The sequence below is a fragment of the Burkholderia sp. SRS-W-2-2016 genome (assembly GCF_001931485.1).
In the GTDB taxonomy this organism is placed as follows: Bacteria; Pseudomonadota; Gammaproteobacteria; order Burkholderiales; family Burkholderiaceae; genus Paraburkholderia.
The window spans coordinates 115813-128922 of sequence record NZ_MSDV01000078.1 but is presented as its reverse complement, the minus strand read 5'-3'; the positions used below and the strand labels follow the sequence as shown (position 1 = coordinate 128922).

Genomic DNA, 13110 nt, shown 5'->3' with positions numbered 1-13110 from the left:
TATGGTTGTTGAGGATGTTTTTAGTTACGACGTTAAAAGAATGGCAGTTTTATAGATGTACTAAATAATTGGATCTGCTATCCGTCAGCGTTGACGGAGATCGATGCCGGCGCGCCGTTGTGGCAGGCTGGGTGAGTCAGGTGGGTGGGTGTCGGACTGTTATCGAACGTCTTGGCTCGGTCAGCTCACGACGGTTGCGAGGTGCGAATCAACCGTCGTTTGCCGGCGCCGTGTCGCCCGCGAGTCAGGGGAGCCAGCGCGCTCGCGCATCGACGGCAGCCACCCGGTCGCCGTCGACCCGCAATGGATTGATGTCGAGCTCCGGCAAGCGCGGTCCCAGCATCGCAGCCAGCATCGAGACTTTCTCGACGATGCGCGCGATGGCAGGCACGTCGGCCGGTGTCCTGCCACGGTAGCCGTCCAGCAGGGGGAACATCCGCAGGGCACGCAAGGCCTGTTCAGCCGCCTGGGCAGTCGTGGGCGCGCGAAGCAGTTGCGTGTCCTTCAGGAGTTCGACCAGCGTCCCCCCGGTTCCGACCAGAACGAACGGACCATACTGCGGGTCGTGCAGCGTACCGATCATCAACTCGACGTCGCCGCGGATCATCGGTTGCACGAGGCAGCCCAGAAACCTGGCATGCGGAATTTTTTCGGCGGCCAGAGCAATCTGCGCGAACGCATCGCGGACTGCGCCTGCATCGGCCAGATCCAGCTTCACACCGCCGATGTCACTTTTATGCGTGACGCCTTCGGCCACGATTTTCATCACGACCGGGTAGCCGATCGCGTCGGCGATGCGAACAGCCTGGGTTGCGTCGCTCGCCAACTCGCCTTGCGCGACCGGGATGCCCGCTGATGCCAGCAGCCGCTTCGCTTCCTTCTCCGGCAGTATGCCTTCCTGAAGCGTTGCGAGGACGTCGGCGAGCCCGGCGGGAGCAGCTGGCACGACGGGCTCGGCGACATCGACATGCGCGGCAAACGCGAGCATGTCCTTAACGGTCAGCAGCGCTTCCTGAACATTCGGAAAGAACGGAACCCCGAGCCGGATCAGTTCCAGACGCATCGCTTCGGTAATGCCGCTTGCGCTGTTCACGACCATGAACGGCTTGCCGTGCCTGCGTCCGAGCCCAGTACAGATTCGCGCGATGTCGACCATGGAAAATTGCGGCGTCATCACGTAAATCCCAATGCCGACGGCCGGGTCCATCACGATGGGTTCCATCGAGGCTTCGAAGAGGTCCGGCCGTCCCTTGCCGGGTCCGACGACAACCGCGCCGATGTCATAAGGCAGTTGCAGGTGGGCGGGCGGCAGGAACGCCGACAACGCATGCTTCGTTTCGGATGACAATTCGGCAAGCGTCAATCCATGGTCGCTAAGCGCATCCGTGGCCAGCGCACCGGCCCCGCCCGAACCACTGAAGAGCGCCACGGCTTTTGCTTTCGGCAGCGGAAACGATTGCAGTGCCTGAGCGGTAAGCAACATCTGCAGCGCATCGGTCTGAACCAGCATGCCGGCGTCGCGGCAACGGGCGACAAAGGTATCGTACGAACCCGCAAGACTGGCGGTGTGCGATGCAACGGCCTGAACGCCGTGCGGCGTGCGTCCTGCCTTGGTCACCAGAACCGGCTTGCCGGCGGCTCGGGCACGACGCGCAATCGCGAACAGCCGCTCGACCGAACTCGCGCTTTCCATGTAAAGGCAAATGACATCGGTGGCGGGGTCATCCACGAGATAGTCGAAAATATCGCAGATTTCCAGATCGGCCTGATTGCCCAACGTGACGCAACTGCTGAACCCCGCGCCGATATGATCGGCGCGCGCGATCATAGCGCCGACGATGGCGCCGCTCTGGCTCGCTACTCCGATTCGGCCCGTCGGGATTCTGTCGACCGATTCGAGCAATGCGGTCGAGTTGAGCAGTACCAATTGCTCGTTTGCATTCATCACGCCCATACAATTCGGACCGATCATCGCGATACCTGCTTCACGTGCGATCGCCAATACTTTTTCCTGCTTCGCCGCACCTTCCGGGCCGGATTCCGCGAACTGGGCGGTCACGACCATCACCGCGCGCGTGCCGGCGGCCACGCAGTCGCGCATGGCATCTTCGACCGCGTCGACACCGATCGTGATAACGGCCAGATCCACCGGTTCGGGCACGTCCCTGATATTGCGGTACGCGGTCAGCCCTTGAATAGTCGCTGCTTTGGGATTGACCGGATAGATGTTCCCCGCGTACTCGAACTTCATCAACAGGTGCTGCAGCACACCGCCCCATTTGTCGATGTCTTCGGAAGCACCGATGAACGCCACCGAACGGGGGTGGAGCAGGGCGCGGATACCGTCGTAGTTAGTTGTCTTGTTCATGTTTTATTTCTTTCCATAACTCACTGACATGCCGGCGCGGACGTCCGCCTGGACGCCGTAGGGCGGGATCGGATAACGCAGGCCATTGCCGGCCAGATGTTTGAGACCGTCGATGGCTCGAGCCAATTGTTCGGGCTTCAGCGCCATCAGCAATTCGTCGTCCGGTACGCCGCCGTAGCGCCGTTCCGGGAAGCAGGGCAACGCCAGACTCGGCTCGCCTGTCGCCAATGCGCGTCCCCACGAATCCGCGCAGGCCGATTCGCCGACCGCGCCCCATTCGAGCTTTTTATAGCCGGACCATTGCAGGCCGTTGATCAGCAGGATCATTTGGGCCGGATTCGCGTACACGAGGCAGATATCGGGGTCGACCAGCCGACCGGACGCTAGCGGAGAAACCGCCATCGCAACGTAACGGCCAAAAGGCACGCAATGCATTTCCTTCTGATGCGCGGCCGAATCTGCCTCGGTGGCGAACCAGACGCCGGCCATCGCTTTGCCTTCGAGCCATTCGTCGCTGCGCGGACTTAATCCCAACACCGTGCTGCATTGGGGGCCAACCAGATCCTCGGCCGTAATCCCGATCGTGAAGCCAAGGCGCGCGGCCTGCCCAACGATCTGATCGGCGGCATGAATCGCGGTGGGGCGCCGTATTTTCTCTACCGCAAGCATGTCCTCGAGGCGTTCGAAAAGCTTCATCGAAACAGGGGTGGTTTTCAGACGAAGCAGACGATAAAGGTCGTCTGCGATGGCTGCGCCATCGCAGATAAAAGGTGTGGCCATCAATTGCTCCTAGGCGCGTCGTACTTCGGCGAGGAATGCACGCGCGCGAGGACTGCGCGGCGCGGTAAAGAACTGGTCGGGATCGCAATCTTCGATCACCTTGCCGTCGGCCATGAACACGATGCGATCGGCAACTTCCCGGGCGAAGCCCATTTCATGCGTGACACACAAAAGTGTCATCCCGTCCTGGGCGAGTTCGCGGACCACGGCTAACACCTCGCCGACCATCTCCGGATCGAGCGCGCTGGTCGGCTCGTCGAGGAGCATCACGGGAGGTTCCATGGCCAGCGCGCGGGCGATCGCTACGCGCTGTTGCTGGCCGCCGGAAAGGCAGCCCGGATAGGTGTCGCCCTTCTCGGCCAGTCCGACTCTCTTCAGCAGTCTGGCTGCACGATCCTTAGCCTCGTCCCGGCTCAGGCCCAACAGATGTATTGGCGCGAGGCAAATATTTTCGGTGACCGACAGATGCGGGAACAGGTTGAAATGCTGGAAAACGAAGCCCATGCGTTGCCGCATTGCCTTGATCTCTTTTGCCGTGGTGCCGACGACCCGGCCGTCGATAGCGATGGAGCCGCCGTCGATCAGTTCGAGACGGTTGATCGAGCGCAGCATGGTCGATTTGCCGGATCCGGAAGGACCGCAAATGACGACGACTTCTCCCTGATGGAATGAAAGAGAAATGCCGTTGAGAACGGTCAGGGTGCCAAAGCGCTTGGTGACGTTCTTGAATTCGATCATGGGAACAGAGGATTTCATGTCGTGTCGAATGTCCCGTTATGCCACCGCTGTCACTTCGACAGGCTTGCCGGTGACTTTCACAGTCTTGCCGGGGTTGGCGAATCTGCGTTCCAGGTACCGCCCGAGAAGAATCAGCGGGTAGCAGAGGAGGAAGTAACTGATGCCGAGGAGAATGAAGATTTCGGCCGACCGGTTGCCGAGCGTGTCGCTGAGATTCATGAAACCCTCGGACATTTCGTGAACGCCAATGACCGAGCCAAGCGAGGTTTCCTTGATCAGTAAAACCAGCTGGGCGATGATGCTTGGCGTCACGTTGCGCATTGCCTGGGGGATGATCACGAGTCTCAGCGTCGCGCCGTGGCCGAGGCCAAGAGCGTGCGCGGCCTCATACTGTCCCCGCGGCAATGCCCGAATGCCGGCAACGATGGCCTGTGACAGATAAGCGCCATTGAATAGAGCCAGCGTGAGAATCACCGTCAACATTAGCGGCGCCGACGGTCCGAACAGAAGCGGCACGAGAAAGTACGCCCACAGCAGCTGGACGAGCAACGGCACGCTGCGCATATAGAAGACGAATAGCTGGACAGCGCGGTTCAGCCAACGCCAGGGTGCGATCAGGGCCAGCGCCAGCAGCATCCCGGTCGGCAATGCCAGCAGCAGGCCTGACAGAGCGAGTATCAACGTGGCGGCCAGCCCGCCGAGCGGGCCATTCGGGTAGAGGCCTATCAGCAGTTGGAGCCCGTAAGTCTGAATGATGTCAATCATGATGCAGACCTCAAGATGAACTAACGTGCCGGCGTTCGTACGCGCGACTTAGCGAAGTCAGGACGACCGCGACGAGCAGAAAAAAAGCAGTGGTGAACGTATAAGTCTCGACGGTCCGAAATGAACTGTTCTGCACCGCCCGGGTAACGTAGACCACTTCGCCGACGCCGACCATCATTGCCACACTCGTATTCTTCGCAATCGTCATTGCCTGTCCGATCAGAGGCGGAATAACCGCCTTCAATGCCTGGGGCAGAATGACCAGCCGGAAAGATTTCACAAAGCCGAAACCTAGTGCTTGCGCCGCTTCGAGTTGACCGTGCGGAATGCTGCGGATGCCGCTACGCAGGTCTTCGGCGATAAACGCGGACGAATACAGGATCAGCGCGACGAGCGATGCGTAAAAGCCCACGTCCTGCTGGTACAGCCAGGTTTTGAGAGCCGTTGGCAGTAGCTCAGGAACACCGAAATACCAGAACAGAAGATGGACAAGAAGAGGCACCGCACACGATATTTCGACGAAGGCTGCCGCCGGCCGGTTGAACCATGGCGATGGCGAAAGTCGTGCGCACGAAATGACCGAACCCAACAGCAGGCCGCCGAGCAGCGTGCCTACCGTGAGTTCCAGTGTCGTCGCAATTCCTTGTAAAAGGATCCCGCGATATTCGTCGCGCAGCACCACGTCCCATTCGAAACCCGGGAAAATGTTCATTGTGGCGACTCGCTCCGGATCAGGAGGCCTGATAGGGTCCAATAACGAAAGAGCGTTTCATCTTCAGTTTGGACTCCTGGCCGAACCATTTGTCGAACATGCCGGCCGCTTTTCCCGATTTCTCGAGCTCGGTCAGGGTCTGGTTGACCGCGGCCAGAAGCCGGGTTTCCCCCTTGCGAACGCCGACGCCCAACTGCTCTTTGGTCACGTATTGATCGAGCAGCGTGTACTTGTTGCCCGTCGGCCCCATCAGACCGAGCAGCGTCGTGTCGTCGCCGGCCATCGCTTCGACTTTGCCCTGTTCGAAGGCGAGAAAACCTGTGGACGGGCTGGGAAACACTTTCACCTGTGGTCTCTGGATCACCTTCGCCAGTTTGATTTCGAGGTTCGAGCCGTCGGTCCCGGCGATCCGCTTGCCAGTCAGGTCGGCAAACGACTTAACGTTTGCGCTCGCCGGCACGACGATTCTGACGCCGGTCACCATGTAGTTCTGGCTGAAGTCGATCAGCCGCGCGCGCTCGGGGGTATTGGTCAGCGCAGCGAGCGCGATGTCGGTACGACCCTGCTGCAGGTCGGTGATCCGGGTTGCGCCGGTGACGAATACCGGCTCAGCCTTGACGCCGAGTTGCTGGGCAATAGCGTTGCACATGTCGACGTCGTAACCGACCAGCTGACGGGTCTTCGGATCTTCGACAAAGGAGTAAGGGGTATAGCCGGCGGCCATTCCGCACTTCAACACGCCGCTCGCCTTGATCGTGTCGACCTGATCCGCATGAGACGCTGTGGCCGCGGTCAACAACATCAGCGCGCTGGCGCTGCCGAGAAGAATATGAATAAGCTTTGCTTTCATGACGTTTGTCTCCGTTTTTATAGTGATCTATCGATCTCTCGAATGCTGCCGTCAGTCGCGATGCGCCTGAAGCCGTTGCAAGCCGGCATCGAGGTCGGCAATCAGGTCGTTCGGGTTCTCGAGTCCGACATGCAATCTCAGCAGCGTGCCCTGCAACGGTTCGGGGTTTTCGGTCCGATATGCGTCGGGTTTCATATGCAGTACCAGGCTCTCGAAGCCGCCCCAGCTGAAACCCATGCCGAAGTGCTGCATGCCGTCGAGCATCGCGGCGACCGCGGGGTCGGAGGCCGGTTCGAGCACCACACCGAACAGCCCACATGCGCCGGTGAAGTCGCGCTTCCACAACTCGTGCCCCGGCGCACCTGGGAGAGCCGGATACAGGACCTGCCGCACCAGCGGATGCTGCTGCAGCCAGCGCGCAACCTGCAGAGCCCCTTCCTGATGCTGACGCAGGCGTACCGCCAGCGTGCGCAGGCCGCGCATCGCGAGATAGGCGTCGTCGGGACTCACAGTGATACCCATTTGCCCGTGGAACGTGCGGACCTGCCGGTACACCTCGGCTTCGCGGGCCACGATGACGCCGAGCAGCGCGTCCGAGTGGCCGACCACGTATTTGGTCAGCGAATGGATGGATAGGTCCACGCCGTGCCGCAAGGCGGGGAAATGCAACGCCGTGCCCCATGTGTTGTCCATCAACACCCTCGCGCCGGCGGCGTGGGCGACCTGGCAGATCGCGGGGATGTCCTGTACCTCGAAGGTGAGCGATCCGGGCGATTCGGTGAAGACCACCGAGGTGTTGGGGCGCAGCAGTTCCTTGATTCCCGCGCCAATCAGCGGCGGGTAGTACGTCGTGGTAACGCCGAGAGCTTTGAGAACCGTGTTGCAGAAATTGCGCGTAGGCGAGTAGACGGAGTCGGCGACCAGAATGTGATCGCCGGGTTTTACGCTGGCGAGCAAAGCAATGGAGATGGCGGAAAGTCCGGAAGGCGTAAGCATCGAATTGCTGCCTTCTTCCAGTGCCGCCAGCGCCGCCTCGAGCGCGCGATTGGTGGGCGTGCCCCAGCGGCCATAGGCGCGATGACCGCTGGCTTTCTCCAGATCGGCGACCGAGTCGAACAACACCGTGGAGCCGCGGTAAGGCGGGACATTCACCAGCCCCTGGGACAGACCTTCGTTGCGACCGACCTGCGTGACCCGTGTTTCGATCCGGGCCAGCTCGATAGATGAAGCTGCTTTCACGTCCAATGTCTCCGTGGGATCGGCATGTCGTTGCACCGTCGACCGGCCATGCCTTCTATTTTTAGCCGTGAACCTGGTAGTGGTCCGCGTTGCTCTAATGCCTCAATGCGAGCAAAGTATATCCAGCTTTTTTCGATGCAAAAATTCGTTTTTGAAAAACATTGTTGTTTATACGAAAAAATCAATGGACCCAAATTACTTCTCCCTCGTCGCTGTTTTTGCTCAGGTTGCGCGCCGCGCGAGCTTCTCCGAGGCGGCCTCCGAACTGCGTCTTTCCACGGGAACGGTGAGCCGGAAAATCTCGGAACTCGAGCAGATGCTGGGCGTGCTGTTGTTCGAGCGGAGTACCCGGAAGGTGTGTCTGACAGAGATCGGTTGCATGTTCTACGACCGGAGTCTGCAGATGCTGCAGTTTGCGGAAGAGTCGTCGTTCATCGTGCAGGACTTGCAGACGGAGCCGGGCGGGACACTTCGCATCACGGCTCCAATTCTGTTCGGCACCATGCATCTCGGGCCGCTGATCAGGACATTCATGGATCGTCACCCGAAGGTCCGGGTCGAATTGAGCGTGTCGGATCACCTCGAGAGTCTGGCCACCGGAGAACACGACATTGCGATTCGCATCACAAACCATCTGGACGACACGGTGGTGGCCCGTCGTCTGGCCACGGTGAACTGGGCGGTATGCGCGAGTCCCGAATATCTGGGCCGGCGCGGCTCACCGGCGGTTCCGGCGGACTTGCGGGAACACAACTGCTACCACTATCCGAGTGTCATCAAATACGGTAAGTGGAGCTTCAGAAAGGGCGATGCGGAATACACTGTGCCGATCCGTGGCAGGCTCCAGGTCAACAACAGCCAGATCATTGCCGATCAGGTGCTCGCGGGAATGGGGATCGGCCTGTTGCCGACGTATGTCGTTGGCGAATACATGAAAACGGGGCAACTGATACCGCTTCTGCAGGCTTATCAGCCAACGGTCAACAGCGCGCTCTACGCGCTGTATCAGCCGAATCGTTACATGACGGGGAAAGTCCGGCGGTTCATCGATCTGCTGCGCGAGTCGATTTACGATCCGCCGTACTGGGATTCGGGTATCGCCTGAAAAGCGGCCGTGCGCCGCTTGCCTGCCGCGCTCCAGCCAATCGGCCCAGCGTTTCACGGCGCACAGGCCGGTCCTGCGCCACAGTCGCCGCCGGAGTCGAATCAGACGCGCGTGGCTCGCTTCGGCAGTCCGAGCATCACGGCGAGACCGCCCATGGTCATCATCGCGGAGACGAAATAGATGCCGTTGGTCAGACTTCCGGTTTGCGTCTTGATGAAACCGAGTACAGTCGGACTCACAAAGCCGCCTATCACACCGATGGAGCTAACCAGAGCCAGTCCGACCGCAACCGTTTCCTTGCGCAAATAGGTCGGTGGAATGGACCAGAAAGAAATGCTCGCGCCGAATTCGAAGAAGGCTACGAAGCAGAGCACCGCCAGGGTCGTGGAAAGCGAGGTCTGGAACTGCGGCGTGAGTGCGAATGCCAGCGCGGAGACCACGAGGAAGCCGCCAATGTGAATGCGGCGTTCCTTGAAGTAATCGGAGCTACGCGAAATCAGCAAAACACCCGCGCCGGCGAATGCGTAAGGGATCGCACTATAAAGACCGACCTTCGCCAGATTGTCGACGCCGAGGCTCTTGATCATCGTGGGCAGCCAGAACGTAAACGCATAGTTGCCGCAAGCGATCGAAAAGTACACAAAAGCAAGTAACCAGACACGGGGATCGGAAACCGCCTTCCTGAGCTCGGCGAGTACATTGCGCTCGACGCTTTCGTCTTTGTCCGCGTCCGCATCGAGAGCGCGCTGGACAACGGCTTTCTCGGTGTCACTCAGCCAACGTGCTTCGGACGGCCGGTTCGCCAGCATGAAGTAACAAACCACGCCTAACAGGACGGTTGGGAGGCCTTCCACCACGAACATCCACTGCCAGCCCGCGAGTCCCAGCGTGCCATTCAACGAAGTCATCACGAGGCCGGATAGCGGGCCGCCGATAATGCCAGCAACGGGAACCGCAAACATGAATTGTCCAGTGACTGCCGCGCGCCGGCCGCGTGGGAACCAGTACGTGAGGTACAGGATGATGCCCGGGAAGAAGCCTCCTTCGAACAGACCGAGCAGCGCCCGGACAATGTAGAAGTGGGTCGGCGTCCGCACGAACATCATTGCCGCCGACGTGATTCCCCACAACACCATGATGCGCAGTAAAGTCAGTCTTGCACCGATCCGTTCGAGCAGCATGTTGCTCGGAATCTCGAAGAGCAGATAAGCCAGAAAGAAGATGCCCGCGCCGAGACCGTAGACCGCGTCGGTAAAGCCGAGGTCCGTCTTCATCTGCAGTTGCGCATACCCGACATTGATACGGTCGAGAAATGCGAGTAGATAAGCGAGGAACAGCAGTGGCATGATGCGCAGGCCGACTTTCCGATAGACCTGGTCTTCTATCGCATGGCTGCTGCTCGATGCATGATAGGTGCTTTTGCCGGCGTTCAATGAGCTGGGCATGTTGTCTCCGATGCTTTATCTTTTTGGGCGTCGGTGGCTAAAAGCCGACCTTGTCCTTGCCCTTCAGTTGCAAAATCTCGCGTGCTTCCGCCGGCGAGGCGATCTCAAACGACAGCTCCTCGAGGATGCGGCGAATCTTATGCACCTGTTCCGCATTGGATCGGGCTTTTGTTCCCTTGCCGAGATAGATGCTGTCTTCGAGGCCGACGCGGACGTTGCCGCCCATGATGGCGCCCATCGTCAGCAACGGCATCTGGTGACGGCCGGCCCCGAGGATGGAGAACTCGTACGATTCGCGCCCGAACAGCCGGTCCGCGACGGTGCGCATCATGGCCAGATTCTCGGGGTCCGGGCCCATGCCGCCGAGAATGCCGTAGATGGACTGGATGAAGAACGGTGGCTTGATCAGACCTTCGTCCACGAAATACGCGAGGTTGTACAGGTGGCCGACGTCGTAGCACTCGAGTTCGAAACGCGTGCCGTGCTCGCCGAGTTCTTTGAGGATTCTCGCGATGTCCCGGAAGGTATTGCGGAAGATCAGGTATTCCATACCTTCGACGTACGATTGCTCCCAGTCGTACTTCCAGTTCGACATCTTGCGGGCGACCGGGTGGATCGAGAAGTTCATCGAACCCATGTTCAACGAACACATCTCCGGCTTCGCCTTCAATGGGTAGGCGAGGCGCTCCTCGAGCGTCATCCGGGTACTGCCGCCCGTCGTGATATTGATGATCGCGTCGGTCGATTCGACGATGCGCGGAATAAACTGTGCGAACAGGGCAGGGTCGGGAGAGGGGCGGCCGTCTTCGGGGTTTCGCGCATGCAGATGCAGGATGGCCGCGCCGGCTTCGACGGCTTCGATCGACTGTTGCGCGATCTGGTCTGGCGTGATCGGCAGATACTCCGACATCGACGGTGTGTGGACGGCGCCGGTGACGGCGCAGGTGATGATGACCTTCCGATTGGTCTTGCTCATGAGATGTCTCTGAATTGATTTTAATGACGACGAGCGGGATCAGTCGTCGTTTGCGGAGATAAGATGCAGGGCCAGCTTCTGCCGCACCTGGTCGGCCTGTTCCGGCGTCCAGTCGCGCAGCCCCTTGCCCGTGCGCATGCCCAGATGAGTGCCATCGATCAGTTCGAGCAGTAAAGGCGAGGGTTCCGTCGCGTTGTCCAGATCGGGGAAGATGATCTGATGGACATTGCGCGCGAGTTCGAGTCCGACCAGATCGGCGTTTTCCATCGGGCCGAGTACCGGCAGGCGCATTCCAAAGCTCTGCTTCACCACGGTATCGATGGTCTCCGCATCGCACACTCCGCGGTGAACAAGTGAGATGGCTTCGCGCCACAGCGCATGCTGGAGGCGATTGCCGATAAATCCCGGCACATCCTTGTACACCTTCACCGGGCACTTCCCGACAGCGCGCAAAATGTCGAAGGTATCGTCGAACACGGCGTCGGAAGTGAAGCGCGTGCAAACGACTTCGACGAGCGGAACGAGATGAGGCGGATTCCACCAATGCGTGCCAACGAGACGAAAGCGCGCCTGTTTATCGAGTCGTTCGCCGATTTCCGTAATGGGAATGACCGAGGTATTGCTCGCGAGAATCGCGTGCTGCGGAGCGGCTTCGGCGATTTCGCCGAACAGCCGCTGTTTGAGTTCGATTCGCTCCGGTGCCGCTTCGATAACGAGGTCGGCTCCGGCAACGGCGTCAGCGAGTTGGCCGCAAAGGCGAATCCTGTCGAGCACGCCGAGCGGCTCGATCTGCATCAGTTCGAGGTTTCGTCTGATATGGGAGGGGGCGGCCTGTAGAGCGTCGTTGCTGGTGTCGGTAATCGTCGTGTGGTGTCCCGCGGTGGCAAATACCTGCGCAATACCATGGCCCATCAGACCTGCCCCCACGACGGCGACATTCAAGTTCTTCTGCACGGCTGTCTCCAATATCTGTCTGCCGCCAACATGGCCGAATGGCAGTTCTGACATGGATACTATTGAGCGAATGCTTGCGCGGTAAGGGCCAAATGGGACAACATTGTGTCCGAATGGGACATAGGAGGGCGACGTGTCAGCGAGGCTGCCGTTGTTGAACGAGCGCATCTACGCGCCGTACAAGATAGAAATGCTGGTGGAGACGCTCGCGGAACAGGGCATCGCGGCCGAAGAGTGCTTGCAGGGGAGTGGACTGGATGTCGACGAAATCCACAATCCGGACCGTCTGACCTCGGTGCGGCAGTACCTGAGCGTTTGCCAGAATGCAGTGCGCCTGTCCGCCGACCCCGCCACGCCATTCAAGGTTGGACTGCGGATGCATCTGTCGGCGTACGGAATGTATGGTTACGCGCTAATGTGCAGCGTGACGATGCGGGATTTCTTCAATCTGGGTGTCAAATATCATAAGCTGGCTACGCCAACGTTGACGATTCAGTGGCGTGAGGAGGCCGACGCTGCCGTCTGGGTATTCCCGGACGCGTTTATTACCGGGCCGTCGCGAGAGCTCAGGGAGTTTCTCATCGAGCAGCAGTTTGGGCAGCACGTCACTCATCTGAGGGATGTTGCCGGTAAGGATACGGTGGCAACGAAGGCGTGTTTTTCGTATCCCGCTCCGTCTCATGCGTCGATCTACGAGGAGTACCTTGGCTGCCCGTGTTATTTCGAGCAGCCGGAGTGCGAACTGTATTATCCGGCTTCTCTACTGGATCAACGCCCGCAACTCGCGCACAGAATCACTTCCACGCTGCTCTAGGAAACCTGCGAGCGGCTGATTGGCGAGACGAAGACTTCGAGCGGAACGGCCGGGGAGATCTACCAGTTGCTGATGCGTACTCCCGGCCAGTTTCCAACGATGGAAGAGGCGGCTCGAGTACTGAGCATGACGCCCCGCACACTGCGACGGCATCTCGAAGCGGAAGGCACAAGCTTCGCGCAGATTTCCGACGATGTTCGATGCTCCCTCGCGACCGAGTATCTACGCACCACCAGGCTAAGCACGGATGACATCGCCAATCTGGTCGGATTCAGCGAGACATCGAACTTCCGGCGCGCGTTCAGACGCTGGACCGGCAAGGCCCCCAGTGACTATCGCTAGCGCGGTCAGCCCCGGCTGACGC

Annotated in this window: 11 protein-coding genes and 1 pseudogene; 2 read left to right on the top strand and 10 right to left on the bottom strand. The window is 59.7% G+C overall.

Going from position 1 to position 13110, the window contains the following annotated elements:
- Positions 1-244: 244 nt before the first annotated feature.
- The 7 genes from BTH42_RS32370 to metC are packed head-to-tail and all read right to left on the bottom strand — an operon-like array spanning position 245 to position 7452.
- Positions 245-2368 carry an acetate--CoA ligase family protein gene (locus BTH42_RS32370; RefSeq protein ID WP_075305251.1) on the bottom strand — a complete coding sequence of 708 codons (2124 nt, stop codon included), beginning with the start codon at positions 2366-2368 and terminating at the stop codon, positions 245-247.
- A 3-nt stretch (positions 2369-2371) separates the two neighbouring features.
- Positions 2372-3148: a DUF169 domain-containing protein gene (locus tag BTH42_RS32365; protein ID WP_075305250.1), complete on the bottom strand. Its 777-nt coding sequence runs from the start codon at positions 3146-3148 to the stop codon at positions 2372-2374.
- Positions 3149-3157: 9 nt separating this feature from the next.
- The gene (locus BTH42_RS32360; protein ID WP_075305249.1) at positions 3158-3886 is read right to left on the bottom strand and encodes an amino acid ABC transporter ATP-binding protein; all 729 of its coding nucleotides are present in this window, start codon (positions 3884-3886) and stop codon (positions 3158-3160) included.
- A 36-nt stretch (positions 3887-3922) separates the two neighbouring features.
- The gene (locus tag BTH42_RS32355) at positions 3923-4651 is read right to left on the bottom strand and encodes an amino acid ABC transporter permease (RefSeq protein ID WP_075305248.1); all 729 of its coding nucleotides are present in this window, start codon (positions 4649-4651) and stop codon (positions 3923-3925) included.
- 10 nt (positions 4652-4661) lie between these two features.
- Entirely contained in the window at positions 4662-5363 is a 702-nt protein-coding gene (locus tag BTH42_RS32350; protein WP_075305247.1) for an amino acid ABC transporter permease, read from the bottom strand.
- Positions 5364-5382: 19 nt separating this feature from the next.
- Positions 5383-6213, bottom strand: a complete 831-nt coding sequence (locus tag BTH42_RS32345; protein ID WP_075305246.1) for a transporter substrate-binding domain-containing protein — start codon at positions 6211-6213, stop codon at positions 5383-5385.
- A gap of 51 nt (positions 6214-6264) precedes the next feature.
- Entirely contained in the window at positions 6265-7452 is a 1188-nt protein-coding gene (metC, locus tag BTH42_RS32340) for a cystathionine beta-lyase (RefSeq protein ID WP_256702481.1), read from the bottom strand.
- Positions 7453-7636: 184 nt separating this feature from the next.
- Between metC and BTH42_RS32335 the strand changes: the two genes are divergently transcribed.
- On the top strand, positions 7637-8557 hold the full coding sequence (locus tag BTH42_RS32335; RefSeq protein WP_075305245.1) for a LysR family transcriptional regulator: 921 nt from the start codon (positions 7637-7639) through the stop codon (positions 8555-8557).
- A gap of 101 nt (positions 8558-8658) precedes the next feature.
- Here BTH42_RS32335 and BTH42_RS32330 read toward each other — a convergent pair whose 3' ends face one another.
- From BTH42_RS32330 to BTH42_RS32320, 3 genes are read right to left on the bottom strand one after another with little or no spacing between them, the layout of a single operon-like run.
- A complete protein-coding gene (locus BTH42_RS32330) occupies positions 8659-10002 on the bottom strand; it encodes an MFS transporter (protein ID WP_075305244.1) in 1344 nt (447 codons plus the stop codon).
- A gap of 37 nt (positions 10003-10039) precedes the next feature.
- Positions 10040-10978, bottom strand: a complete 939-nt coding sequence (locus tag BTH42_RS32325) for a 3-keto-5-aminohexanoate cleavage protein (RefSeq protein ID WP_075305243.1) — start codon at positions 10976-10978, stop codon at positions 10040-10042.
- A gap of 39 nt (positions 10979-11017) precedes the next feature.
- A complete protein-coding gene (locus BTH42_RS32320; RefSeq protein ID WP_256702479.1) occupies positions 11018-11932 on the bottom strand; it encodes a 3-hydroxyacyl-CoA dehydrogenase family protein in 915 nt (304 codons plus the stop codon).
- Positions 11933-12122: 190 nt separating this feature from the next.
- Between BTH42_RS32320 and BTH42_RS32315 the strand changes: the two are divergent.
- A pseudogene (locus BTH42_RS32315) lies at positions 12123-13088 on the top strand (AraC family transcriptional regulator).
- The last annotated feature ends 22 nt before the right edge of the window (positions 13089-13110 follow it).